We start from the raw sequence: 21,876 nt of genomic DNA, 5'->3' as shown, positions 1-21,876 counted from the left end.
GGTCTGATTTCCGTTCTGAATATTTCTCTTAGAAATTTTCAGGGTCGTTGTCTATTGTTCAGTTATCAAGGTTCTTTTTGTCTTTTGCTGTCTCTCGCGAGTCAGCTTAAATATAATACCATCTCTTTTCTTCTGTGTCAATACTTTTTTTGAAGTTTTTTTATTTTTTCTCAACACTCAATCGATAGTATATTTACAATAGAAGAAACACAATATATTCCATTGTTTTCCTTCTTCAATAAGGCAAACAAAAAACCACTGAGCTTCTCAGCAGTTTTTGCCTAACGGAGAAAGAGGGATTCGAACCCTCGCGCCGGTTGCCCGACCTACACCCTTAGCAGGGGCGCCTCTTCGGCCTCTTGAGTATTTCTCCAGCAGAAGTTATTATACTAAACCCCCGCATGATTGTCAACGTATTTTTTTCTTATTCTCCAAAAACGCTTTTCTACTGTAATATAGGATAAAAGCAAGCGCTGTCAGTATCCAAGTTACCGGATAGCTGAATATAATGGCATTGATAGTAGGCGCTATTTCCATGGCTCCCACAAGCCAGGCAATCCGGAGAAGGCAAATTCCAACCAGCGTGATGATCATAGGTACGAGAACGTCTCCCACGCCCCTCATAGCACCCGCCAACACTTCGATGAACACGTAGACCACATACCACGGGGTGATGAGAAGCACCATCCGACTCCCAATCTCTATGACATTCTGATCGGACGTGAACATACGGAAAAGAGGAGTCCTCATTGCCACCAGCAGGATCACAATGACAGTGGACACAGCAAAATCCATGAGAAGGCAGATCTTTGTGCTCTTTTTTACTCTGTCCTTCTTTCCTGCGCCGTGGTTCTGTCCCACAAAGGAGGTGATGGCTATGCCGAAGGAGGTGCTGACCATCCAGAACACAGCATCCATCTTTCCAAAGGCGGACCAGGCTGCTGCCGTGTCTGTTCCAAAGGTATTCAGCGCCGCCTGGATGGCTATATTTGTAATGGCAAACAGGATAGACTCCACTGCTGTCGGTATCCCAAGCTGAAGCTGTGAGAAGAGAATAGACCATGTAAAGCGCATCCTCTTCAGTGTGATCCGCAGCGCCCCTCTGTCCCTGGCCAGCCGGATCGTAATGAGAACCGCGCTGAGCGCCTGGGAGAGAAATGTAGCTGCGGCAGCTCCCGCCACGCCCATCTCAAGTCCAGCCACAAACACAATGTCCAGCACAATATTTGCAAAGCAGCAGATAATCAGATAGTAGAGGGGCGTACGTGAATTTCCCGCCGCCCTCAGTATACTGGAGCCCATATTATATATGAAGGTAAAGGTGAGAGCCCCAAAATAAATGCGCAGATAGAGGATCGCATCCCCCATGATCTCCCCAGGTGTATTCATCCATTCCAGCATGGATGGAGTCAGGAAAATGCCTGCTGCCGTCAAGACAATTCCTCCTGCCACGGCCAGTACATACGCATTGTGTACAGCCCTGCTGACAGATCTTCTGTCTCTCGCACCGAAAAAGTGAGCGATAATGACGGATGCCCCTGAGGAGAGGCCTGTGAAAAAACCCACCACAAGACTGGCTATCTGAGCGGAGGAGCCGCCTACCGCAGCCAGCGCCTCTTTCCCCACAAATTGCCCTACTACCACTGTATCTACTGTATTATAAAGCTGCTGAAAAAAACTCCCCAGCATGATCGGGAAGAAGAAAATAAGAAGCTGCTTCCATATAACTCCCTCCGTGATCTGCCGGGAAGCATCTGTTTTTACAGACATATTAATCCCCTTTTATTTCGCATACTGACTGATAACCGCCTCGATCCGCTTCTTCACCTCCGCCGCTATCTCTGTGGTCTTCATATCCTTGTACTCCTCATAGTACATGGGCTCCAGGAAATGTACCTGGACTGTGACCGGGCTAATGGTATTAGTGTCAAAGGGCTTGAAGGAATCGATAAGGGCCACCGGGACAATAGGGCATTTGGCCTTTGTGGCAGATTTGAAGCTGCCTCCCTTGAACTCCCCGGGATGGTTGCCGTTCTTTGACCGTGTTCCCTCCGCAAAAATCAGATAGTTGCGTCCTTTTTTCACTTCCTCTGTCACGTGGATGATGACCTGCATGGCCTGGCGCACATCCTCTCTGTCCAGCATATAGGCCTTCATACAGGCAAAAACCTGCTTTAAAAACTGGATGTTTCCAATTTCTTTTTTCGCCACCACGGCAAAGGGTCTGGGGCAGGCCTCAATGATGGCCAGCACATCGTAAAGTCCCTGGTGATTAGGGAAAAACATAAATCCGTTCTCTTTCGGAAGATTTTCCACTCCAAAGGAGGCGATCTTTACATTGCCGCCCCGGTTTGCCCGTAGGGTGATATATTTCAGAAGGGCGTACTGCTCCTCATCCGTATATTTTTCTGTGTGTGCCGCGTGATAGCAGAGCTTGCACCACGCGTACGGAACGAGGAGGATGTTCCGGAAGATCATTAGTAATATCCTTTTCATTATCGTTAGCTCCTTCTATTTTATTTCCTGTATTCTCTGATGGCCGTCTCGTAAAGATTATTTCCCTGGCTGTCAATGACGACGATGACCGGGAAATTCTCCACCTCCAGGCGGCGTATGGCCTCTGTTCCCAGATCATCGTAGGCGATCACCTCTGATTTTTTGATACATTTCGACAGAAGGGCGCCTGCTCCGCCCACCGCCGCAAAATAGACACAGCCGTTGCGCACGATGGCATCCATCACATCCTGGGTCCTCTTTCCTTTTCCGATCATGGCTCCAAGTCCCAGATCAAGAAGCCTGGGAGTGTACCTGTCCATCCGGCTGGCCGTTGTAGGGCCTGCTGACCCGATGGGACGGCCTTCCCTTGCCGGGGAAGGGCCCATGTAATAGATAACCTGATCCTTTATATCAAGAGGAAGCTTTTCCCCTCTGTCCAGGGTCTCGTCCATCCTCTTGTGTGCTGCATCCCGGGCCGTGTATATGGTACCTGTAAGATACACATAGTCCCCGGATTTAAGCCCTGCTGCCTCTTCCTTTGTCATTGGCACATTCATATGTTTTTCCATATTTTCCGCTCTCCTGTTTCTTTGTATATGACCAGCTTTTATATTCCGTCTCCTATATTTCTCTCACTACATGCCGGTTTACATGACAGCAGATGTTCACAGCCACCGGCAGACCCGCAATGTGGGTGGGATAGGTGTTCACATTGACCGCAAAGGCTGTCGTGCTTCCTCCCAGTCCTCCCGGCCCGATGCCGAGACAGTTGATTTTCTCCAGCATCTCCTCCTCCAGCTCTTTCACCCACGGAATGGAAGAGTGAGAGCCTGCGTCCCTTGTCAGCGCCTCCTTTGCCATGAGGGCACATTTCTCAAAGGTGCCTCCCACGCCAACGCCCACAACCATGGGCGGACAGGCGTTGGGGCCCGCATCTTTGACAGCCGTCAGAATGGCGTTTTTCACTCCCTCCAGACCGTCCGCAGGCTTAAGCATGAAAACCCGGCTCATATTTTCGCTTCCAAATCCTTTGGGTGCCACCTTGATCTTTACTTTATCCCCTGCCACGATCCTTGTATGGATGACAGCGGGTGTATTGTCCTTTGTATTTTCTCTGAGGATAGGATCTCCCACAACAGATTTCCGCAGATACCCTTCTGTGTATCCCTGGCAGACACCCTCATTTACGGCATCCTCCAGAAGTCCTCCCTCCAGGTGCACATCCTGGCCGATCTCCAGAAAGACGACCGCCATGCCCGTGTCCTGACAGATGGGAATCATATCCTTGGCCGCAATCTCCAGATTTTCCCTGAGCTGTGCTAATATCTGTCTCCCCAGGGGCGCCGCCTCTGTCTTTGCCGCGCGATTCATAACAGCCTCCATATCCTCTGACAGATAATGGTTGGCCTCTATACACATTTCTTTAATGTTTTCTGTTATCTCACTTACCTGGACTGTCCGCATTGATTTCCTCCCAATGTAAATAGTGTAAGGGCGCCTCCGCCCGTATATTCCCTAACTAGTATACTGTCTTTATCCATATATTTCAATTCCAGTATTGACATTTTCCTACCCTCATGCTTTAATACATATATAGTTAATTACTCAACTAATTAACCACAACACCAATTAAGGAGGTGTCTATGGAGTGAATATCAATCCAGGCCAGGATAAGCCTATTTTTATCCAGATAGCGGAGGGAATTGAGGACGGCATCCTCACGGGGGCCTTTCCGGAGGAGTCGCAGATTCCGTCCATTACGGAATTCTCCGTGAATTATAAGATCAATCCGGCTACAGCCCTCAAGGGCATCAATCTTCTTGTGGACGACAACATTATTTATAAGAAAAGGGGAGTTGGCATGTTTGTGGCAGAGGGAGCTGTACAGAAGCTCAGAAAAAAGAGGCAGGACCATTTTTACGCGAACTATATAAGCAGCCTTGTGGACGAGGCAAAGAGGCTTGGCATCACAAGCGAGGATGTCATTGCCATGATCGAGAGGGGGTTTTCTAAATGAGAGGAATCGAAGTAAAAAACGTATCCAAGTCCTTTAAGGACACACAGGCTCTGCGAAATGTGAGCCTCACCTTTGAGGAGGGAAAAATCTACGGACTGCTGGGGCGAAATGGAGCCGGCAAATCCACTCTCCTCAATATCATCAGCAACCGGAAATATCCGAACGAGGGGTATGTGTCAGTGGACGGTGTTCCCGCGGCGGAAAACGACGAGGCTCTTAGGAAAATGTTCCTCATCAATGAGATGAACCTTTACCCGGAGAGCATGAGGGTAAGGGACGCCTTCAAGGTGACAAAGACCTTTTACCCTTCCTTTGACGAGGAGTATGCGCTGAAGCTTTCGGAAATGTTTGAATTGAATATAAAAAAGAAGATCAAAAGCCTGTCCACCGGTTACCAGTCCATCTTCCGAAATGTGCTGGCCCTGTCCGTGAATGTGCCCTACGTCTTTTTCGACGAGCCGGTTTTGGGACTGGATGCCTACCACAGGGATCTCTTTTACAGACTTTTGATTGAAAAGTACAGCGAGGAGCCGTTTACGGCGGTGATCTCCACCCACCTCATCGAAGAGGTGGCAAATGTCATAGAAGAAGTAATTATCATAAAAAAAGGTGAAATTCTGAAAAATCAGTCCAGGGACAGCATCCTGGAAAACAGCTGCACAGTGTCCGGAACCATCTCTCAGGTGGACGCCTATGTCTCCTCCCTGCCGGCTGGTGCGGAGGTGATCGGCTCAGACACGATCGGCGGGCTGAAGTCAGTCTACATCTGCGGCGATACGGGCTCTCGGATGCCTGAAGGTCTGGAGAGGTCAGCCATGGACCTGCAGAAGCTGTTTATCCAACTCACCTCTATGTAGCTGTATCTGATCTGAAAGGAGTGTTAAAGAGTATGAAAAAGATTTTGAAATATCAGTGTTTTGACCTTGCCAAGGCGCTTGTCGTCTACTATCTCGTCATCATCCTTATCATTGCTCTCGCTGTAGTCGGGCTGAACGTGACCGGCAGCACGAAGAGAGGCGGGCTTGGATTTTCCTCCGAGTTCTTCTGTTTCATCGTAGGGCTTTGCATGTTCCGGGAGTATTTCTACCTGTTTATGCAGAACAGCGTCTCCAGAAAGAAGATTTTCGCTGGCGCCTGCATGTGCCTTGTAGTCCTCAGCGCTGTCATGTCCATCATGGATGTGCTGGCCCTCCACGTGTTTGAGGCGCTGCCCGGCAGCAATATAACCTATATGACCCTCTCCTCCACACTCTACTATGGCTATATGACCAGTGCCGGCCCTGTGCTGCGCCTGCTGATAGAGCTGGTGATCACCTTCCTTCTCATGTACGCCTTCTTTGTGGTGGGGTATCTCATATCCATCTGCTTCTACCGCTCTCCCAAGTCCGGGAAGATCGGCATTGCGGTTGGGCTTCCCCTTCTGGTAGTCGGAGGCATCCCTGTCCTCATGGTGGCCTTCCCGGAAGTTTTTGCCAGACTGATGTCCCTCTTTCTCTTTTGCATGGGATATTCGGACACCTCCAACGGCAATCCCTTCATCGGGATGGTGTCGCTGACCGTCTTCTCCCTGGTCATTACTGGTATTAGCTACAGGGCTGTGAAAGGCGCCCAGATCTGAATTCTCACAAAATCATACAGATAGCCCTCCGGCTGATGATCAACATCGTATCCGGAGGGCTTTTTTACTGTAGGTTATCTTTTCTTTATATTTCAATCTCCTCCACAGCCCTCTGGACCTCTCCGATCTGCTCCTCTGTGATCCCGTCCACATGAAAGCCGCCGGTGCACACCACCGTGGCATTCCTGGACGCGGCCATCTTCTCTGCCAGGTACCGGCACAGATACTCGTCCTTGTGTCCTGTCACATTGATGACAGAGGCTGTGCTTCCAGGTCTCCCATCCCCCTTAAGGGAAGGGCGGGGAAGAGCCAGCACTGTACAGCCAATATGTGAACTGTCTCCTCCCTGGAGAAGTATATGATAATCTTTTCCAACCTTTGTAAACTTTATAGTTAATTTTGCAAAAGAGAGCTCTCTTTCTATCACTTTTTCTTCCATTTAAATTTTCCTCTAAGACATGCTTCTTCCGACTCTTCTGGCTAGATTCCCTCCCACCGGCGGTATCCCTCTGCCTCAATTCCAAAGGGCTCCACAAGCTTGGCGGCTATATGGTGTATCATATCCTGAATACACTCCGGCTTCTGGTAAAAGGTGAGCATAGGCGGAATGATCCGGACTCCCGGCATTCTGGACAGCTCATACATATTTCTCAGATGAATGGGGCTTAAGGGCGTCTCCCGTGCTGCCAGGACAAGAGACCGCTGCTCCTTGATGGTCACATCAGCGGCCCGGAGGATCAGGTTGTCCGCATAGCCGCCGCAGATGCCGGCCACTGTCTTCATGCTGCAGGGGACAATCAGCATCCCCGCCGTTCTGTAGGAGCCGCTGGCAGGCCCGGCCCCTGTTTCCTCCGGGCTGTACACCTGATCTGCCAGCTTCTCTATTTCTTCTTTTGTGCAGTCCAGCTCGTGCTCCATGGTGAGTACCGCGCTCCTGCTCATGATGAGGACTGACTCATACGCGGGCTCCTGACGGATCATCTGCAGACATTCCTGCAAAATCGGCATCCCACTTGCACCTGTAGCTGCAACGATAATTTTTTTCTTTCTCAATTCACTATTTTGCATCTTTCACCTATTTTTCTGGCTCTACGTCCATAAACCTTGCTCTCACGAACCGCTCCTTCTGATCGTAGGGTACTGTACAGTCAAAAATCGTCTTGCAGGCAATACCGTGATCCCTGATACTCGCCGAACAGGACGGGTCATTGGAGGGATCCAGCGGATGGCAGCGGACTCCTGGTATGGTAATAATGTCCGCATCTCCCTGAAACCTGGTGTTCATAGCCCAGAGCACATCATTGATGTCAAAGCAGTCCACATCCTCGTCCACAATGAACACATGCTTCAGTTCACTGAAGGCGGAGAAAGCAAGGAGAGCCGCCTGTCTCTGCCTTCCCTCATCACTTGGCGAGAGCTTCTGAAACTGGAGGACAGCCATATATTTTCCGCCTCCCGGAGAAGCGCAGTACACATTCTTCAGCCTTCCCGGCATGGCCTTCTCGATCATGCCGTAAATGCTGGCCTCTGTGGGGATGCCCGCCATGGACACGTGCTCCTCGCTGGGTCCAATGCAGGTCTGCATGATGGGATCCTTCCTGTGAGTCACGGCTGTCACCTTAATGAGCCAGCACTGGTCGCTGGCAGGGCCTTCCTTTGTAGGGCGCATCACAGTCCCTCCTGCTCCCACATGTCTGTACACGCCGGAGAGTTCGGCCATGGGCTCTACTTCCGCATCTGTCTCGATCAGCTGTCCCGGTATGGATTTCAGAAGCGCCAGTGCGCTGCGAAGATCGTTTACTTTATTTTCCATTCCATTTCCTCCTGTTCATCCTGCATTTAATTTCCAGCTCTATTTTATCTGCTTTTCTGTATCCTATCAATTCAATTTGTGGTACAATTAATTCCAAAACGGAATGAATAATTTTATGCATATACATTTACACAGATAGAGGAGAATTTTCATGACCTTTGATCAGATCCAAGATTTTATTGCGGTTGTAGAAAATAATACATTTTTTGAGGCAGCTGAAAAGCTCCACATCACCCAGTCCGCTCTCTCCAAACAGATCATGAAGCTGGAAAAAGAGCTGGATGTAAAGCTTCTCGACAGAAGCCGCCGCAGGGCATCTGTCACTGAGGCAGGTAAGATTTTCTATCAGGACTGTCTCAGGCTTTCGGATGAATATAAAAATTCGTTGGAGCACCTGGCTCCCTACCGCCACCTGAAAGAGCAGACATTGTGTCTTGGCACGCTCCCCATTCTTCCACAGTACCACCTGACTGGCAAATTCAGAGAATTTTCAGAAAAATACCCTGACATCCGGTTGACTCTCGAGGAGGTGGCGGAGCCAGACCTCCTTCCCGGACTTTTAAACGGGAAATATACTCTGATTATCTCCAGGAAAAATATGGTGGAGAATTTGCATGCTTCTGTCTTTCCCCTTGCGGATGACCACCTCTTTGCTGTCCTGCCGGACAGTGAGCCACTTTGTCGGAAGCTGGGCTTCTCGTCAGAGCTTTGCAGGGAGCTTTTTTCCCCATGTCCTTCTCCTCTTTCTCTTGACACTCTGGCGCAGATGCCTCTCATTTTGATGAACCGCTATACGTCCGTCTTTCAATTCTGCACCGGGCTTTTCCAGAGCCGCGGCATCCCTCCCACTATTGTCCGCACCGGAAGGGTGGAGTCCATCATAAGCGCCGTCTCCATCGGCGAGGGGGTCAGTCTCCTGCCCGGGAGTAATTTTGAAATTTTCCACCATGAAAACGTTCGTCTTGTTCCACTTAAGGAGGATACGGCTATTCCGGTGGTCATGTGCATGAAAAAGGGCGGACACATCACGCCCGCCCAGGAGAAATTAATTAATTTTTTTCAGAAACACTCTCCGGCTTAATCCTCTCCACCTTCGTGATCCACATCCCGGGGTGAGAGCCTGGATGCCTTCCACACGGAAAAGTTGTATTCTCTTGGACTTCTTCTGTCCATGTCCTGCTGTGCCCGCCTGAAATACTGCCAATGAATATTTTCCACCATTCTCTCTGTGTAAAGTCCGTCTGAGTAGTCCAGTTCTCCCACATTAATTTCTGCCAGAGCCGGCGCCGCGTCATAGGAGGATGTGTCCAGCATATAGACCGCATCAACAGCGGTCATCTGTTCCATCGTACGGATATTGTAGGATGCAGCCAGATAATCCGGATGCAAAAAGGACAGCAGGATATATCCGCAGGAGACGGTAGCTGTCACAAATCTGAATAACGAAAAATTTTCTTTATAAACAAAAATCACTACTCCCATCATCATGACCATATTTAGTATCAAAAACCAGAGCACAAGAATTCGAAGAAATGTCATGTGATACACACGCACATACATGAACATTCTGTACATGGCAGATACATTCATGATAAAGGTACATCCGCATATGATCGTCAGTATAATCTTTAAAATTCTGTTTTTCTGAAATGCATATACAACCGAAATAACAAGGATGAGATTGATGATGCCCACAAAAAGCAGCTGCCAGAATCCCTCCCGGGCATAGCTCGCGTATGTAACGCCATCCGGAAGTCCGCCCTCATTTTTCAAAAAAAGAACATAAATCTGGACGCAGCAGTACAGTACGTATACAGCAGCCAGGATTGCAGTAAAGGTGATGCCTGTGACCGCCTCGTAATTTTTCTTTTCCCTCTCCTTTTTCCTGCATCCTCCGGATGCAAAGGCGCAGAAGACGCCATAGATAAGCAGCACACCAAAGAGGGTCATGCACACCATTCCCACAACAGAGCTAATATTCAGGTTTTCCGGCATCCGGAAAATCTGTTCAAAAATACCTGCAAACACCCGGTCTGAGCTTGCAAGGAGCGGAAAGATGACCACAAGCAGAAGAGCCGCGATCGCAATCCCTGTCACCACGGAGCTCATTTTCTCCTTTCTCTTCCTTTCCTGATCACTTTCCTCCCCCATTTTCTCCATCATTTCCACACTTCCCTTTCTCCAGGTCTTGATGTGAAAGATATGAAAGGAATAGAGCACAGTCTTGACTCCCATGACCAGGATCGCTCTCAGGTAAGCAGAAAACTGCCACTCCTCATCTCCACAGAAGCAGCGGATCATTCCCGCCATAAAGAGGAGCATGATCCCCGTCCAGTTAAAAACCACGAGAAATCCCGAGTCCGTCATCACTGTGGAAACTCCAAGAAGGAGAATTCCCAGGCCATAGGGGAAAAATTCTCTCCTGCAGGACATCCCCAGTCTGTCAAAAAAGAGAAATGCAATTCCCACTGTCATGACCGCATGCAGTAAAAAAGCCATTCCGTTTAGATTTTTATAACAAAAGGCAGTAAACAGGACTCCATATAAAAGACTCATTCCTGCAAAATACCGATTATTTTCTACAAATTTACCTGCTTCGTCCATTCTTTTACTCCACCTCCTGCTCTTCTTCGTCCGGGACATATTTCAGAATATCTCCCGGCTGGCAGCCAAGCTCTCTGCATAGGGCATCCAGTGTTGTAAATCTGACTGCCTTTGCCTTGTTATTTTTCAGGATAGACAGGTTTGCCATGGTAATATCTATCCTCTCAGACAGCTCCTTGACTCCCATCTTTCTCTGTGCCATGACCACATCCAAATCGATCACGATCGCCATTTTTTGCCACCTCCTGCTGCTTATTCTCCGTTTCATTATATAGTCAGGTCATTTTCCTCCTTATACCGGACCGCCTCATCGAAGACCTGTGACAGAACCTGGCTGAACAGCGCTGCCACGAAAAAGATAACCACAATCACCACGGTCGCAATAGTGGGCACAAAGAACATTTCAACAAGAAACGCCGCTGAGATACAGAGACTGAAGCCTGTCATCAGTCGCAGGCTCTTCACGTTCGCATACACAAAGCAGGAGCCGTTTACCACAGTCCTCATCATCTTCCGAAGCTGCCCCACAATCAATATTCCGAATATTCCGGAAACTGCCAGCGTAAGCAGCATGGGAACATACTGCTCCAGTATAACAGCCTCATAGTACCTTCCCGCCAGCTTCAGCGTCCACGGAAGCGTCACCACAACTACAATTCCCGAATAAAACATAAAATCCAGAATCAGCTTTGTGGCCCTGACAATCTTTTCATTTCTCATACGTCTATCTCTCCCTTCCACATTTCTTTTTATCTTGATTTCCATTTTGACCTGTTACTTTCTAAGAGGAATATAACACATGATAGATTGAATTTCAATATTTATTTATTGTTTATCGATATTTTTTGGTTTCAATTGTAGATTAATTGCAACAATACAGGGGAGATGATACACAATAGGGCAGGGGTAACTGCAATTGGGGACGTAATATTTTTGCAAAATATTACGTCCCCAATTGCAGTTTTTCCCCCTCCGTCCTATAATATCTACAAAAGGAGGTTTTTTCTATGAATACATCGATCGATATGGAGAAATTGAGGGAAGATGCCGTACATATTTTCAACTCCGGCTTCACCTGTTCAGAGTCTGTTATCTACGCTATCAAGAAAAATTTTGAGCTTGAGATGTCTGACGACGCGATTGCCATAAGCTCCGGATTTCCGTGGGGGCTTGGCGGAGCGGGCTGCATCTGCGGCGCTCTGGCGGGCGGAACCATGTGCATCGGCTACTTTTACGGGCGCACAGAGCCGGGAGATCCCCGCAATCAGCTCTGCTTCAAGCTCTGCAATGAACTCCATGACTTTTTTAAAGAAAATTACGGAGCCGCCTGCTGCCGTGTGCTGACTAGGGGAATGGAAAAGCAGTCTCCTGAGAGAAAGGCACACTGCACAAAGATGGTTTCCGGAACGGTTGTAAAGACTGCGGAAATCATTCTGGCAAACCTGAAGGACAGCAGGTTTCAGGACGTCTGTTAGTCAGACACGCAAATATAAAGGACTGGCACGAGCAATTCCCAATGCTGTGTCAGTCCTTTCATTTGTCTATTTCAGAGCTGTTTTTACAAATTGTTCTAGTAACTGCTCGCCCTTACTCATTTTCCTGCTCTTCAGTCGTCTCCTCTTCCTCCTCGTCGCCCTGTCTCACTTTCGCGATGCTGGCAACCTTATCATTTTCCTGTAAATTTATTAATTTTACACCTGAGGTTATTCTTCCAAGTATGGAGATGCTGCTGCACTTCATGCGGATCACGATTCCCTCTGTGTTGATGATCATGATCTCGTCCTCTTCATCCACAGCCTTGATGCCTACCACATTTCCGGTCTTCTCTGTGATCTTGTAGCACTTGACACCCTTGCCACCTCTGTTCTGGGGAGAAAATTCCTCCATAGCCGTGCGCTTGCCCATGCCCTTCTCAGACACGATGAGAAGGTGGCTTCCCTGGGAGTCAAGCTGCATGCCGATCACCTCGTCGTGGTCAGTCAGGTTCATTCCCCTCACGCCCATGGAGGTTCTTCCTGTGGGCCGCACATCTGTCTCATGGAAGCGGATGCACTGTCCGTACCTGGTGGCCAGGATGATATCCTTCTTGTCATCCGTGTATTTTACTTCGATCAGCTCATCGTCATCCCGCAGCGTGATGGCGGCAAGTCCGGTCTTTCTCACATTGGCGTATTCCTTCAGGGGAGTCTTCTTAACAAGCCCTTTCCTTGTAGCCATGAACAGATACTCACCGTCTCTGTACTCGTCTATAGGAATAACGGCTGTGATCTTCTCCTCCGGCTGAAGCTGCAGAAGATTGATAATGGCGGTTCCCCTTGCTGTCCTTCCCGCCTCCGGTATCTCATATCCCTTGATCCTGTACACACGTCCTGTGCTTGTAAAGAACATGATATAGTGGTGGGTGTTGGTCATAAAGAGCTCCTCCACATAGTCGGTATCAATGGTCTGCATGCCCTTGATGCCCTTTCCTCCTCTGTGCTGGGATTTGAACGTGTCCTCAGACATTCTCTTGATATAGCCAAGCTTTGTCATGGTAATGACCACATTCTCCCTTGGAATTAAATCCTCCATGGAGATGTCAAAAGCGTCGTATCCGATCTTTGTCCTTCTGTCATCCCCGTATTTCTCCTTGATAACCAGGATTTCCTCCTTGATGACGCCCAGAAGAACCTTCCGGTCAGCCAGGATTGCCTTCAACTCGCCGATTCGCTTCATCAGCTCATTGTACTCGTTCTCCAGCTTCTCTCTCTCCAGACCTGTCAGAGCCCGCAGACGCATGTCCACGATAGCCTGAGACTGTGCATCCGAGAGGTCGAAGCGCTTCATCAGCTCCTCCTTGGCTGCCTGCACATTGGCGGAGCTGCGGATGATCTGGATCACCTCATCGATATGGTCCAGGGCGATGAGCAGTCCCTTCAGAATGTGGGCTCTCTCCTCCGCCTTATTCAGCTCATATTTTGTCCTTCTCGTCACAACCTCTTCCTGGTGCTGCAGGTAGTAGTTCAGCATATCCAGAAGGTTCATGACCTTGGGCTCGTTGTTTACAAGAGCCAGCATGATCACGCCAAAGGTGTCCTGGAGCTGTGTGTGCTTGTAAAGCTGGTTCAGGATCACATTGGCGTTTGCGTCTCTTCTGAGCTCAATGCACACCCTCATGCCCTCACGGCTGGACTGGTCGCTGAGCTCTGTGATTCCATCGATCTTCTTGTCTCTTACCAGCTCAGCGATCTTCTCTATCAGCCTTGCCTTGTTCACCATGTAAGGGAGCTCTGTGACAATGATCCGGCTCTTGCCGTTCGGCATAGTCTCAATGTCCGTCACAGCCCGCACCCTTATCTTGCCGCGGCCTGTCCTGTAGGCCTCCTCAATGCCTCTTGTCCCCAGGATGGTGGCACCTGTGGGGAAGTCAGGTCCCTTGATGATCTGCAGGATCTCCTCGATAGTGGTGGTTCCCTTGTCCTCTATCTGATCGTCAATGATCCGCACCACCGCGTCAATGACCTCCCGCAGATTGTGAGGCGGGATGTTGGTGGCCATTCCAACTGCGATTCCCGAGGTTCCGTTTACAAGGAGATTGGGAAATCTGGAGGGGAGAACCGTTGGCTCCTTCTCCGTCTCGTCAAAGTTGGGGGTGAAATCCACAGTATCCTTGTTGATATCCGCTGTCAGCTCCATGGAAATCTTGCTCAGGCGGGCCTCCGTGTACCTCATGGCAGCCGCGCCGTCCCCGTCCACGGATCCAAAGTTTCCGTGTCCGTCCACAAGTGGGTACCTGGTAGACCAGTCCTGGGCCATATTTACCAGGGCTCCGTAAATGGAGCTGTCCCCATGGGGATGATATTTACCCATAGTGTCTCCGACAATACGGGCACATTTTCTGTGGGGCTTGTCGGGACCGTTGTTCAGCTCGATCATGGAGTACAGAATTCTCCTCTGCACCGGCTTCAGACCGTCTCTTACATCGGGAAGAGCTCTGGAAGCGATAACACTCATGGCGTAGTCGATATAAAATTTCTCCATTCTCTCTTTCAGATCTACTTCCTGGACCTTATCAAAAATATTATCTTCCATTGTCTTCTACCTTTCTATACGTCCAGATTTTGCACGTATTTTGCGTTTTCCTCTATGAACTCCCGCCTCGGCTCCACTTTGTCCCCCATCAGGGTGGTAAAGGTCAGATCCAGCTCGGATGTTGTCTCCTCATCCATAGTCACTCTCATGAGGATGCGGTGGTGGGGATCCATGGTGGTCTCCCATAACTGATCCGCGTCCATCTCTCCCAGACCTTTGTATCGCTGGATCTTGTTGTTGGTGTCACGTCCCACCTCACGGAGAATGGAATCCAGCTCCTCATCGCTGTAGGCATACCATACCTTTTTGTTCTTCTCCAGCTTATAGAGCGGGGGCTTTGCCAGATAGACATAGCCCTGCTTGATCAGCTCCGGCATAAACCGGTACATGAAGGTGAGGAGCAGGGTGCTGATATGGGCGCCGTCCACGTCCGCATCAGTCATAATAATGATCTTGTGATACCGCAGCTTGGAGATATCAAAATCGTCGTGTATGCCTGTACCGAAGGCCGTGATCATGGCCTTGATCTCCGCGTTGGCGTAGATTTTGTCCAGCCTTGCCTTCTCCACATTCAGGATCTTTCCTCGCAGGGGCAGAATGGCCTGGGTGGCTCTGTCTCTTGCCGTCTTGGCGGACCCGCCGGCGGAGTCTCCCTCCACGATATAGATCTCGCAGTTAGCCGGATCCTTGTCCGAGCAGTCCGCCAGCTTTCCGGGAAGGGACATGCCGTCCAGGGCTGATTTCCTCCTGGTCAGATCTCTCGCCTTTCTGGCCGCCTCCCTGGCTCTCTGGGCCAGGACGGATTTTTCCACTGTAGTCTTTGCGATGGCCGGGTTCTGCTCAAGGTAGATCTCAAGCTGTTTGCTGACCACATTGTCCACAGCTCCCCTTGCCTCGCTGTTTCCCAGCTTCTGCTTGGTCTGCCCCTCAAACTGGGGCTCCTCGATCTTGACGCTGACAATAGCAGTCAGACCCTCTCTGATATCCTCTCCGGACAGGTTGGGCTCGCTGTCCTTCAAAAGCTTATTTTTTCTCGCATAGTCGTTAAATGTTTTTGTCAGGGCGTTCCGGAAGCCCACGATGTGGGTTCCTCCCTCCGGTGTGGTTATGTTGTTTACAAAGCCGTAGGTGTTGTCCGTGTAGGAGTCGTTGTGCTGCATGGCCACCTCAACCTGCACGTTATTTACCGTTCCCTCGCAGTAAATGACATCCTCGTAGAGAGGCGTGCTGCTTCGGTTCAGGTAGGTGACAAACTCCTTGATGCCTCCCTCATAGTGGAACTCCTTCTCCACAGGTCCTTCCTCCGGTCTGTCATCCACAAGGATGATCTTCAGCCCCTTGGTCAGGAAAGCCATCTCCCGCAGCCTTCTCTTGAGCACATCAAAGTCAAAGACTGTCTCCTCAAAAATAGTGTCGTCCGGGAGGAAGGTAACCTTTGTACCGCTCTTTTCCTCCTCGCAGTCCCCCACGATCGCCAGCTCGTTCATAACCTTTCCGCGCTCATATCTCTGCTTATAGATCTTTCCCTCGCGGCAGATCTCAACCTCCAGCCAGTTGGAGAGGGCGTTTACGACAGAGGCTCCCACACCGTGGAGGCCGCCGGATACCTTGTATCCCCCTCCGCCGAACTTTCCGCCCGCATGGAGTACAGTGAATACAACCTGCACTGCCGGTATTCCTGCCTTGTGGTTGATTCCCACGGGAATCCCCCTTCCATTGTCCGTTACAGTAACAGAATTGTCTTTGTTGATCTGCACGCGGATCTTGTCACAGAAGCCTGCCAGAGCCTCGTCCACAGAGTTGTCCACGATCTCATAGACAAGATGGTGTAGCCCCCTTGCTGACGTACTTCCAATATACATTCCCGGGCGCTTTCTGACAGCCTCCAGCCCCTCCAGGATCTGAATTTCGTCCGCCCCATACTCGTGCTGTACCTTTTCTGTACTCATAATCTCCTCCTAGTTTTCCATAGTCACATGTCCCTGATGGACATGAAATACTTTGTTTATAGCAAATCGATGATTTACAAATTCATCTACACCTGTGCAGGTGATGAGAGCCTGTATATCGTGAATGTTGTCCAGTAGATAGTTTTGCCTGTATTTGTCAAGCTCAGACAGGACATCGTCAAGAAGCAGGATGGGCGTGTCCTTTGTAACAAGCCGCACCAGCTCGATCTCGGACAGCTTCAGTGAGAGCGCCGCCGTGCGCTGCTGTCCCTGGGAGCCGAATTTCCGGATATCGATGCCGTTGGTCATAAAGCAGATGTCGTCCCTGTGAGGCCCGCATCCGGTGCTGCGCATCCGCAGGTCCCTCTCCCTCCCTCTTCGCAGGGCCTCCTGGAGAGGCTGCCCCTTTGTGTCCGGCTCGTACTCCACCTCTATGTTCTCCTGTCCGCCAGTGAGTCTTCTGTGTATGTCAGAAATAATATCATTTACCTGGATCACAAATTTTTTTCTCGCCTTTATGATCTTCTCGCCGTACCCGGCCAGCTGCATATCCCAGATGTCAAGAGTTTCCGCAAGAGAACTGCCCGCCGCCTCCTGGCGGGCCAGATCCTTGAGCAGATGATTTCTCTGGTTCACGATGCGGTTGTAGTTTGATAAATTGCTCAGATATACTTTGTCGAGCTGGGAGAGCTCAAGATCTATAAATCTCCTTCTCTCCGAGGGCCCGTTTTTGATAATGTTCAGATCCTCCGGAGAAAAGAAAACAATGTTGACAATGCCAAATAGTTCACTGGCCTTGCGGATCGGCATCTTGTTGACTGCTATGCCCTTGGGACTGTTTTTCTTGAGATGGATGTCGATCTGATAGGGTATTCCCCTCTTCTCCACCACAGCCTCAATGTGGGACTCCTCCTGGCCGAAACGGATCATGTCCCTGTCCCTTGTGCCCCTGTGGGATTTGGTAGTGCCGCACATGTAGACGGCCTCCAGTATATTGGTCTTTCCCTGGGCGTTGTTCCCGTAAAAAATGTTGGTAGAGCCGCTCGGCTCCAGCTTCAGAAGCTCATAATTTCTGAAATCCTTAAGCTTTAAAGATCTAATCTTCAATTTTCACTTCTTCTCCGTTATAAGAAACAATGTCTCCCGGGTAGAGCTTCTTTCCTCGCCGTGTGTCTGTCTGGCCGTTCACCTTCACAAGCCCCTCCTGGATGACCTCCTTGGCCTCCACGCCGGACTCCACAAGACCGGCAGCCTTCAGGGCCTGCCCCAGCTTGATAAACTCATCTCTTAGATGTAAAACCTGCATAGTCTTCACTCCTAAATCGCGTTAAAATTGACAGGAAGGATCAGGTAGATATAGCTCTCTGTCTCGTCCTTGATAAAGCAGGGCGCCTTCGCGTTCATGAGATAGAGATCCACCTCCTCGTCATCGATGACCCTGAGGGCGTCGATGAGGAATTTGGGGTTAAAGCCGATCATCAGATCCTTTCCCTCCTTGGTGATCATGATGTCCTCGTTCATGGAGCCGAACTGAGATTTGATCCGCAGCTCCATCACGTCGTCTCCGATATTGATGATAATGGGCTTCTTGTCTCCCTCCTTGACGAGCAGAGTAGCCCTGTCGATACAGTTCAGGAAGTCTCTCTTGTTGATCCGCACCTTAGTCTCATAGTCGCTGGAGAGCATTTGATCGATCTTAAAATACTCTCCCTCGATCAGGCGGGACACGACAACCGTCCTGTCAAACTCAAACACAATATGATTGCCGGTAAAATACATGCTTACCTGGCTCTCCGCCTCGCCGGAGAGAATCTTGCTGATCTCCATGAGGGTCTTGCCGGGGACAACGATCTTGTGGTCCTGGCACTCCTCCTTCAGCTCGATCTTTCGTATAGAAATGCGGTGCCCATCCAGGGATACCACCCTGAGAACGCCGTCCTTGATCTCAAAGAGCTCTCCTGTCATGAGCTTGTTGCTCTCGTTGTCAGCGATGGAGAAAATAGTCTGGCGGATCACTTCCTTCAGGGTAAACTGGGAAATGGTCACTGTCTCTGTCTTTTCGATGACAGGGAGATAGGAGAAATCATCTCCGGATCTTCCCATAATATCGAACTTGGCCTTTTCGCAGGTGATGGTCATCTGATCCTTCTCATCTGTCTCTATAACAATATCGCTGTCTGGCAGCTTGCGGACGATCTCTAAAAAGATTTTTGCGTCTATGGCGATCATTCCGTGTTCTCTGATATCTCCGTCTATCTCAGTCTGGATACCCAGCTCCATATCGTTGGCCGTCAGCCTGATAATATCAAGTGTGGCATCGATCAGTATACATTCAAGGATAGGCATGGTCGTCTTGGACGGCACTGCCTTGGATACGATTCCGACTCCCTTTGCAAGATCTGCTTTGCTGCATATGATTTTCATATCTGTGTATAACTCCTTTCGCGCGCCTGTATATAGATAAATATATAATAGATTTTCCGTCTTCTCCGTAGTAGGGCTTGGGATAGAGTGGAAAAGTACCGCAAGCCCAGTGTCTGTAAGCATTACACGGTTTTGAAAAAATGGTGGAAACCATAAAATTTACATGTGGAAGGAGGTGGGAAAACTTTTTTGTGTTTTTGAAAAAGGAATGGTTGATTTCCACTGTACACATCCTGTCCACATGGTTTTTCACAGCCTTTCCACAGGTTGTCCACATTTATCCCCATCCTGTCAGTGTATCTGTGTATATCAGACAGGATTGATTTTTTTCTTTATAATGTCAATGGTGTTGCTGAGACTCTCGTTCTCCTTGATCTCAGCCTGGATCTTCTTAATTCCGTGGTTGATGGTGGAGTGGTCCTTTCCTCCAAGGACGATTCCCATCACCTTCAGGGAGGCTGTTGTCATCTCACGGCACAGATACATGAAGATCTGCCGGGGGATGGCGATCTCAGCCGTCCGCTTGCTGCTCTTGAGATCCGCGATGCTGATGCCGAAGTGCTCGGACACAACGTCCAGGATCAGCTCCGGCGTCACCTCTCTGTTGGCCTGGGAGGAGATGATGTCCTTCAGAGCCTCCGCAGCGAGGGGAATGTCGATCTGCTCCTGGTTGTTCTGGAGCTTGTAGAGGGCGATCAGCTTGTTCAGGGATCCCTCCAGCTCACGGATGTTCGTCTTTACATTGGTGGCGATGTACTCCAGCACATCGTCGGGAATATTGTACTTCTGCAGAGAGTCCATCTCGATCTTCTTCTGCAGGATGGCCATCCTCGTCTCGTAGTCCGGGGCGGAAATGTCCGCGATCAGTCCCCACTCAAAACGGGTGCGCAGCCTTGCCTCCAGTGTCTCGATGTCCTTCGGGGGACGGTCACTGGAGATGATGATCTGCTTTCCAGCTGTGTGGAGGTGGTTGAAGGTGTGGAAGAACTCTTCCTGCGTACTCTCTTTTCCTATAATAAACTGAATATCGTCTATCAGAAGAACGTCGTTGTTGCGATATTTATCGCGAAAATCCGACATGGAATTCTCCTTTGGATTTTTCAGCGCCTGGATCAGCTCGTTCGTAAATGTCTCGCTGGTCACATACAGAACCTTCTTTTTTGGATTTTTATCCAGTATAAAATGAGCCACCGAGTGCATCAGATGGGTCTTGCCCAGTCCCACGCCTCCGTAGAGGAACAGAGGATTGTAAACCTCTCCCGGGGACTCAGCTACTGCCAGGGAAGCGGCGTGGGCGAAGCTGTTGTTCCCGCCCACCACAAAGGTGTCAAATGTATATTTGGGGTTAAGCCCTGCCTTCTGAGCGGCCGTCTTTGTGCGTTTTTTCTCGGAAGCCTTGGAAGCCATCTCCATGATCTCGTCCAGGCGGTCGTCATCTTCCGACACAAGAACGACCTCGAATTCCTTCTCCGTGATCTCGGCAATGGAAACCTTCAGCGGGAGTCTGTACTTTTTATCAATGTACTCAACGCTGGCGTTCATATTGACAAGAATGAAAACCGTATGATCTACTACTTTATATACCTTCAGAGGCTTGATCCAGGTGTTGAAGGACACGTTGGAGAGCTCGTGCTCCACTCTGAGGTGTTCGATAATTTCCGGCCATTTTTCTTCTACGATGTTCATTACAAAATAACTCCTAATCTAACATACATTTCATGCATTGTATCATATGCTTATTCTAATCTATTTTACATCAAAATAAGGTATTAGGCAATGAGAAATCGGGGTGGATAAGTTTTTGAAAATGAAAAAATGCCTAAAACAGAGCCTTTCAGCTTTGAAATCCACACAAAAATTGCTGTTATCCACATAATTTTGAAAAGATATCCACATTTTGTTGATAACTTTTCTTTCTATATTATATAATGCCAGGCGCAAAGGGGCTGAACCAGGATGAGCCCGCCAGGAGGCCGGCGAAAGGAAAAACTTCATGAAATCATCGGTTTTGCTTGACTTCACGGGATTTATTGAATATAATCAAAACTGATGTCTAAGAAAAGTGCGGGAGTATTCCTGTGTAAAATATAAGGGAGGTGGATATCTATGAAAATGACATTCCAGCCAAAAAAGAGACAGAGAGCCAAGGTTCATGGTTTCAGATCCAGAATGAGCACAGCAGGCGGAAGAAAGGTTCTTGCTGCAAGAAGAGCTAAAGGAAGAAAAAAATTATCAGCGTAGGCCGCATTATTGTGGCCTTTTCTTCTCTTAAAATCAGGAGATGAAAATGAAATTTTCCGAATCACTGAAAAAGAACAGAGATTTTCAGCATGTCTACAAAAACGGAAGATCCAATGCCAACCGGTATCTGGTCATGTATGTAACAGATAATGGTCTTGAAAAAAACAGATTGGGGATCTCCGTCAGCAAGAAGGTTGGCAACAGTATTGTCAGGCACAGACTGACAAGGTTGATACGTGAAAGCTATCGTCTGAATGAAGAATTGTTCCCATGCGGTAAAGATATAGTGGTCATAGCCAGAGCGGCGGCGAAAGGGAAAGGCTGCCGTGAAATTGAAAGCGCACTCCTGCATCTGGGGCGCCTTCACAGGATGATACAGATAAATCAATAAAATAAAACGGAGTGATGTATCGTGAAAAAGATTTTGATAGGTCTGGTGAGAGTTTATCAGAAATATCTGTCTCCTCTCAAGGGACATTCCACTTGTATCTATTTTCCTACATGCTCCCAGTATGCGGTGGAGGCAATCGAAAAGTACGGGGCGCTCAAGGGAGGGCTTCTGGCTGTCTGGAGGATACTCCGCTGCAATCCTTTTTCAAAAGGAGGCTACGATCCGGTTCCGTAGCCAGCACAAAATAACAGG

23 protein-coding genes, 1 tRNA gene and 1 pseudogene are annotated in these 21,876 nt (G+C 49.1%); 8 read left to right on the top strand and 17 right to left on the bottom strand.

Annotated elements, in window-relative coordinates:
• Window positions 1-285 precede the first annotated feature (285 nt).
• The 5 genes from H7U36_RS10550 to H7U36_RS10530 form a co-directional block, all read right to left on the bottom strand.
• A tRNA-Ser gene (locus H7U36_RS10550) sits at window positions 286-373 on the bottom strand.
• Window positions 374-408: 35 nt separating this feature from the next.
• Entirely contained in the window at window positions 409-1,770 is a 1,362-nt protein-coding gene (locus H7U36_RS10545) for an MATE family efflux transporter (protein ID WP_033127106.1), read from the bottom strand.
• A 12-nt stretch (window positions 1,771-1,782) separates the two neighbouring features.
• A complete protein-coding gene (locus H7U36_RS10540) occupies window positions 1,783-2,496 on the bottom strand; it encodes a lysophospholipid acyltransferase family protein (protein ID WP_191429340.1) in 714 nt (237 codons plus the stop codon).
• 20 nt (window positions 2,497-2,516) lie between these two features.
• Window positions 2,517-3,092 carry a Fe-S-containing hydro-lyase gene (locus H7U36_RS10535; protein ID WP_330636907.1) on the bottom strand — a complete coding sequence of 192 codons (576 nt, stop codon included), beginning with the start codon at window positions 3,090-3,092 and terminating at the stop codon, window positions 2,517-2,519.
• Between the two features lie 25 nt (window positions 3,093-3,117).
• A complete protein-coding gene (locus H7U36_RS10530) occupies window positions 3,118-3,960 on the bottom strand; it encodes a fumarate hydratase (RefSeq protein WP_033127109.1) in 843 nt (280 codons plus the stop codon).
• A gap of 184 nt (window positions 3,961-4,144) precedes the next feature.
• Between H7U36_RS10530 and H7U36_RS10525 the strand changes: the two genes are divergently transcribed.
• Genes H7U36_RS10525 through H7U36_RS10515 form a run of 3 tightly spaced genes read left to right on the top strand, consistent with a single transcriptional unit; the run spans window position 4,145 to window position 6,131 of the window.
• On the top strand, window positions 4,145-4,513 hold the full coding sequence (locus H7U36_RS10525; protein WP_033127110.1) for a GntR family transcriptional regulator: 369 nt from the start codon (window positions 4,145-4,147) through the stop codon (window positions 4,511-4,513).
• Entirely contained in the window at window positions 4,510-5,370 is an 861-nt protein-coding gene (locus H7U36_RS10520) for an ABC transporter ATP-binding protein (RefSeq protein WP_191493935.1), read from the top strand. The genes H7U36_RS10525 and H7U36_RS10520 overlap by 4 nt, the downstream gene beginning before the upstream one ends.
• Before the next feature lie 32 nt (window positions 5,371-5,402).
• The gene (locus H7U36_RS10515) at window positions 5,403-6,131 is read left to right on the top strand and encodes a hypothetical protein (RefSeq protein ID WP_033126049.1); all 729 of its coding nucleotides are present in this window, start codon (window positions 5,403-5,405) and stop codon (window positions 6,129-6,131) included.
• 85 nt (window positions 6,132-6,216) lie between these two features.
• On the opposite strand, the gene lpdD is transcribed toward H7U36_RS10515, so the two are convergent.
• The 3 genes and pseudogenes from lpdD to H7U36_RS10500 form a co-directional block, all read right to left on the bottom strand.
• A complete protein-coding gene (gene lpdD / locus H7U36_RS10510; RefSeq protein ID WP_191493934.1) occupies window positions 6,217-6,570 on the bottom strand; it encodes a prenylated flavin chaperone LpdD in 354 nt (117 codons plus the stop codon).
• Between the two features lie 41 nt (window positions 6,571-6,611).
• The gene (locus H7U36_RS10505) at window positions 6,612-7,199 is read right to left on the bottom strand and encodes a UbiX family flavin prenyltransferase (RefSeq protein WP_033126051.1); all 588 of its coding nucleotides are present in this window, start codon (window positions 7,197-7,199) and stop codon (window positions 6,612-6,614) included.
• Between the two features lie 7 nt (window positions 7,200-7,206).
• A pseudogene (locus tag H7U36_RS10500) lies at window positions 7,207-7,794 on the bottom strand (UbiD family decarboxylase); the annotation flags it as partial.
• Window positions 7,795-8,095: 301 nt separating this feature from the next.
• On the opposite strand from H7U36_RS10500, the gene H7U36_RS10495 reads away from it, so the two are divergent.
• Entirely contained in the window at window positions 8,096-9,025 is a 930-nt protein-coding gene (locus tag H7U36_RS10495; RefSeq protein ID WP_205156105.1) for a LysR family transcriptional regulator, read from the top strand.
• Here H7U36_RS10495 and H7U36_RS10490 read toward each other — a convergent pair.
• From H7U36_RS10490 to H7U36_RS10480, 3 genes are all read right to left on the bottom strand, one after another.
• Window positions 9,022-10,419, bottom strand: a complete 1,398-nt coding sequence (locus H7U36_RS10490; RefSeq protein WP_205156104.1) for a DUF4153 domain-containing protein — start codon at window positions 10,417-10,419, stop codon at window positions 9,022-9,024. The genes H7U36_RS10495 and H7U36_RS10490 overlap by 4 nt on opposite strands.
• Window positions 10,420-10,552: 133 nt before the next feature.
• Window positions 10,553-10,780, bottom strand: coding sequence for a helix-turn-helix domain-containing protein (locus H7U36_RS10485; protein ID WP_033126054.1), 228 nt, complete (start codon window positions 10,778-10,780; stop codon window positions 10,553-10,555).
• Window positions 10,781-10,815: 35 nt separating this feature from the next.
• A complete protein-coding gene (locus H7U36_RS10480) occupies window positions 10,816-11,268 on the bottom strand; it encodes a DUF2975 domain-containing protein (RefSeq protein ID WP_033126055.1) in 453 nt (150 codons plus the stop codon).
• A 287-nt stretch (window positions 11,269-11,555) separates the two neighbouring features.
• Here H7U36_RS10480 and H7U36_RS10475 point away from each other — a divergent pair, with 287 nt between their 5' ends.
• Window positions 11,556-12,023, top strand: a complete 468-nt coding sequence (locus H7U36_RS10475; protein WP_033126056.1) for a C-GCAxxG-C-C family protein — start codon at window positions 11,556-11,558, stop codon at window positions 12,021-12,023.
• Window positions 12,024-12,135: 112 nt separating this feature from the next.
• Here the strand turns inward: H7U36_RS10475 and gyrA are convergent, their stop codons facing one another.
• The 6 genes from gyrA to dnaA form a co-directional block, all read right to left on the bottom strand.
• Window positions 12,136-14,619: a DNA gyrase subunit A gene (gene gyrA, locus H7U36_RS10470; protein ID WP_138304810.1), complete on the bottom strand. Its 2,484-nt coding sequence runs from the start codon at window positions 14,617-14,619 to the stop codon at window positions 12,136-12,138.
• A gap of 14 nt (window positions 14,620-14,633) precedes the next feature.
• Window positions 14,634-16,568, bottom strand: a complete 1,935-nt coding sequence (gyrB, locus tag H7U36_RS10465) for a DNA topoisomerase (ATP-hydrolyzing) subunit B (RefSeq protein WP_138304812.1) — start codon at window positions 16,566-16,568, stop codon at window positions 14,634-14,636.
• Window positions 16,569-16,577: 9 nt separating this feature from the next.
• Window positions 16,578-17,675: a DNA replication/repair protein RecF gene (gene recF, locus H7U36_RS10460; RefSeq protein ID WP_205156103.1), complete on the bottom strand. Its 1,098-nt coding sequence runs from the start codon at window positions 17,673-17,675 to the stop codon at window positions 16,578-16,580.
• Window positions 17,665-17,874 (bottom strand): RNA-binding S4 domain-containing protein, encoded by a 210-nt coding sequence (locus H7U36_RS10455; protein ID WP_033126060.1) that lies wholly within the window; start codon window positions 17,872-17,874, stop codon window positions 17,665-17,667. The genes recF and H7U36_RS10455 overlap by 11 nt, the downstream gene beginning before the upstream one ends.
• Before the next feature lie 11 nt (window positions 17,875-17,885).
• The gene (gene dnaN, locus H7U36_RS10450; RefSeq protein ID WP_191493540.1) at window positions 17,886-18,992 is read right to left on the bottom strand and encodes a DNA polymerase III subunit beta; all 1,107 of its coding nucleotides are present in this window, start codon (window positions 18,990-18,992) and stop codon (window positions 17,886-17,888) included.
• Window positions 18,993-19,301: 309 nt separating this feature from the next.
• Window positions 19,302-20,678: a chromosomal replication initiator protein DnaA gene (dnaA, locus tag H7U36_RS10445; RefSeq protein ID WP_033126062.1), complete on the bottom strand. Its 1,377-nt coding sequence runs from the start codon at window positions 20,676-20,678 to the stop codon at window positions 19,302-19,304.
• A gap of 420 nt (window positions 20,679-21,098) precedes the next feature.
• Between dnaA and rpmH the strand changes: the two genes are divergently transcribed.
• The 3 genes from rpmH to yidD are packed head-to-tail and all read left to right on the top strand — an operon-like array spanning window position 21,099 to window position 21,858.
• A complete protein-coding gene (rpmH, locus tag H7U36_RS10440; protein WP_021859823.1) occupies window positions 21,099-21,233 on the top strand; it encodes a 50S ribosomal protein L34 in 135 nt (44 codons plus the stop codon).
• 46 nt (window positions 21,234-21,279) lie between these two features.
• On the top strand, window positions 21,280-21,624 hold the full coding sequence (gene rnpA / locus H7U36_RS10435) for a ribonuclease P protein component (RefSeq protein WP_033126063.1): 345 nt from the start codon (window positions 21,280-21,282) through the stop codon (window positions 21,622-21,624).
• Window positions 21,625-21,645: 21 nt separating this feature from the next.
• Complete coding sequence (gene yidD, locus H7U36_RS10430) at window positions 21,646-21,858, top strand: membrane protein insertion efficiency factor YidD (protein ID WP_033126064.1); 213 nt, start codon at window positions 21,646-21,648, stop codon at window positions 21,856-21,858.
• Window positions 21,859-21,876 lie beyond the last annotated feature (18 nt).

Source organism: Faecalicatena fissicatena (assembly GCF_016900595.1).
Taxonomy (GTDB): domain Bacteria; phylum Bacillota; class Clostridia; order Lachnospirales; family Lachnospiraceae; genus Claveliimonas; species Claveliimonas intestinigallinarum.
The sequence above is the reverse complement of the archived record's forward strand: the minus strand, read 5'-3'. Positions and strand labels throughout refer to the sequence as shown.

What these genes read in the sequence shown, in the direction of transcription:
- H7U36_RS10545 (WP_033127106.1), bottom strand. Translation starts at nt 1,770, where the DNA reads ATGTCTGTAAAAACAGATGCTTCCCGGCAGATCACGGAGGGAGTTATA.
- H7U36_RS10540 (WP_191429340.1), bottom strand. Translation starts at nt 2,496, where the DNA reads ATGAAAAGGATATTACTAATGATCTTCCGGAACATCCTCCTCGTTCCG.
- H7U36_RS10530 (WP_033127109.1), bottom strand. Translation starts at nt 3,960, where the DNA reads ATGCGGACAGTCCAGGTAAGTGAGATAACAGAAAACATTAAAGAAATG.
- H7U36_RS10520 (WP_191493935.1), top strand. Translation starts at nt 4,510, where the DNA reads ATGAGAGGAATCGAAGTAAAAAACGTATCCAAGTCCTTTAAGGACACA.
- H7U36_RS10515 (WP_033126049.1), top strand. Translation starts at nt 5,403, where the DNA reads ATGAAAAAGATTTTGAAATATCAGTGTTTTGACCTTGCCAAGGCGCTT.
- lpdD (WP_191493934.1), bottom strand. Translation starts at nt 6,570, where the DNA reads ATGGAAGAAAAAGTGATAGAAAGAGAGCTCTCTTTTGCAAAATTAACT.
- H7U36_RS10505 (WP_033126051.1), bottom strand. Translation starts at nt 7,199, where the DNA reads ATGCAAAATAGTGAATTGAGAAAGAAAAAAATTATCGTTGCAGCTACA.
- H7U36_RS10495 (WP_205156105.1), top strand. Translation starts at nt 8,096, where the DNA reads ATGACCTTTGATCAGATCCAAGATTTTATTGCGGTTGTAGAAAATAAT.
- H7U36_RS10490 (WP_205156104.1), bottom strand. Translation starts at nt 10,419, where the DNA reads ATGACAGTGGGAATTGCATTTCTCTTTTTTGACAGACTGGGGATGTCC.
- H7U36_RS10485 (WP_033126054.1), bottom strand. Translation starts at nt 10,780, where the DNA reads ATGGCGATCGTGATCGATTTGGATGTGGTCATGGCACAGAGAAAGATG.
- H7U36_RS10480 (WP_033126055.1), bottom strand. Translation starts at nt 11,268, where the DNA reads ATGAGAAATGAAAAGATTGTCAGGGCCACAAAGCTGATTCTGGATTTT.
- H7U36_RS10475 (WP_033126056.1), top strand. Translation starts at nt 11,556, where the DNA reads ATGAATACATCGATCGATATGGAGAAATTGAGGGAAGATGCCGTACAT.
- gyrA (WP_138304810.1), bottom strand. Translation starts at nt 14,619, where the DNA reads ATGGAAGATAATATTTTTGATAAGGTCCAGGAAGTAGATCTGAAAGAG.
- gyrB (WP_138304812.1), bottom strand. Translation starts at nt 16,568, where the DNA reads ATGAGTACAGAAAAGGTACAGCACGAGTATGGGGCGGACGAAATTCAG.
- H7U36_RS10455 (WP_033126060.1), bottom strand. Translation starts at nt 17,874, where the DNA reads ATGCAGGTTTTACATCTAAGAGATGAGTTTATCAAGCTGGGGCAGGCC.
- dnaN (WP_191493540.1), bottom strand. Translation starts at nt 18,992, where the DNA reads ATGAAAATCATATGCAGCAAAGCAGATCTTGCAAAGGGAGTCGGAATC.
- dnaA (WP_033126062.1), bottom strand. Translation starts at nt 20,678, where the DNA reads ATGAACATCGTAGAAGAAAAATGGCCGGAAATTATCGAACACCTCAGA.
- rpmH (WP_021859823.1), top strand. Translation starts at nt 21,099, where the DNA reads ATGAAAATGACATTCCAGCCAAAAAAGAGACAGAGAGCCAAGGTTCAT.
- rnpA (WP_033126063.1), top strand. Translation starts at nt 21,280, where the DNA reads ATGAAATTTTCCGAATCACTGAAAAAGAACAGAGATTTTCAGCATGTC.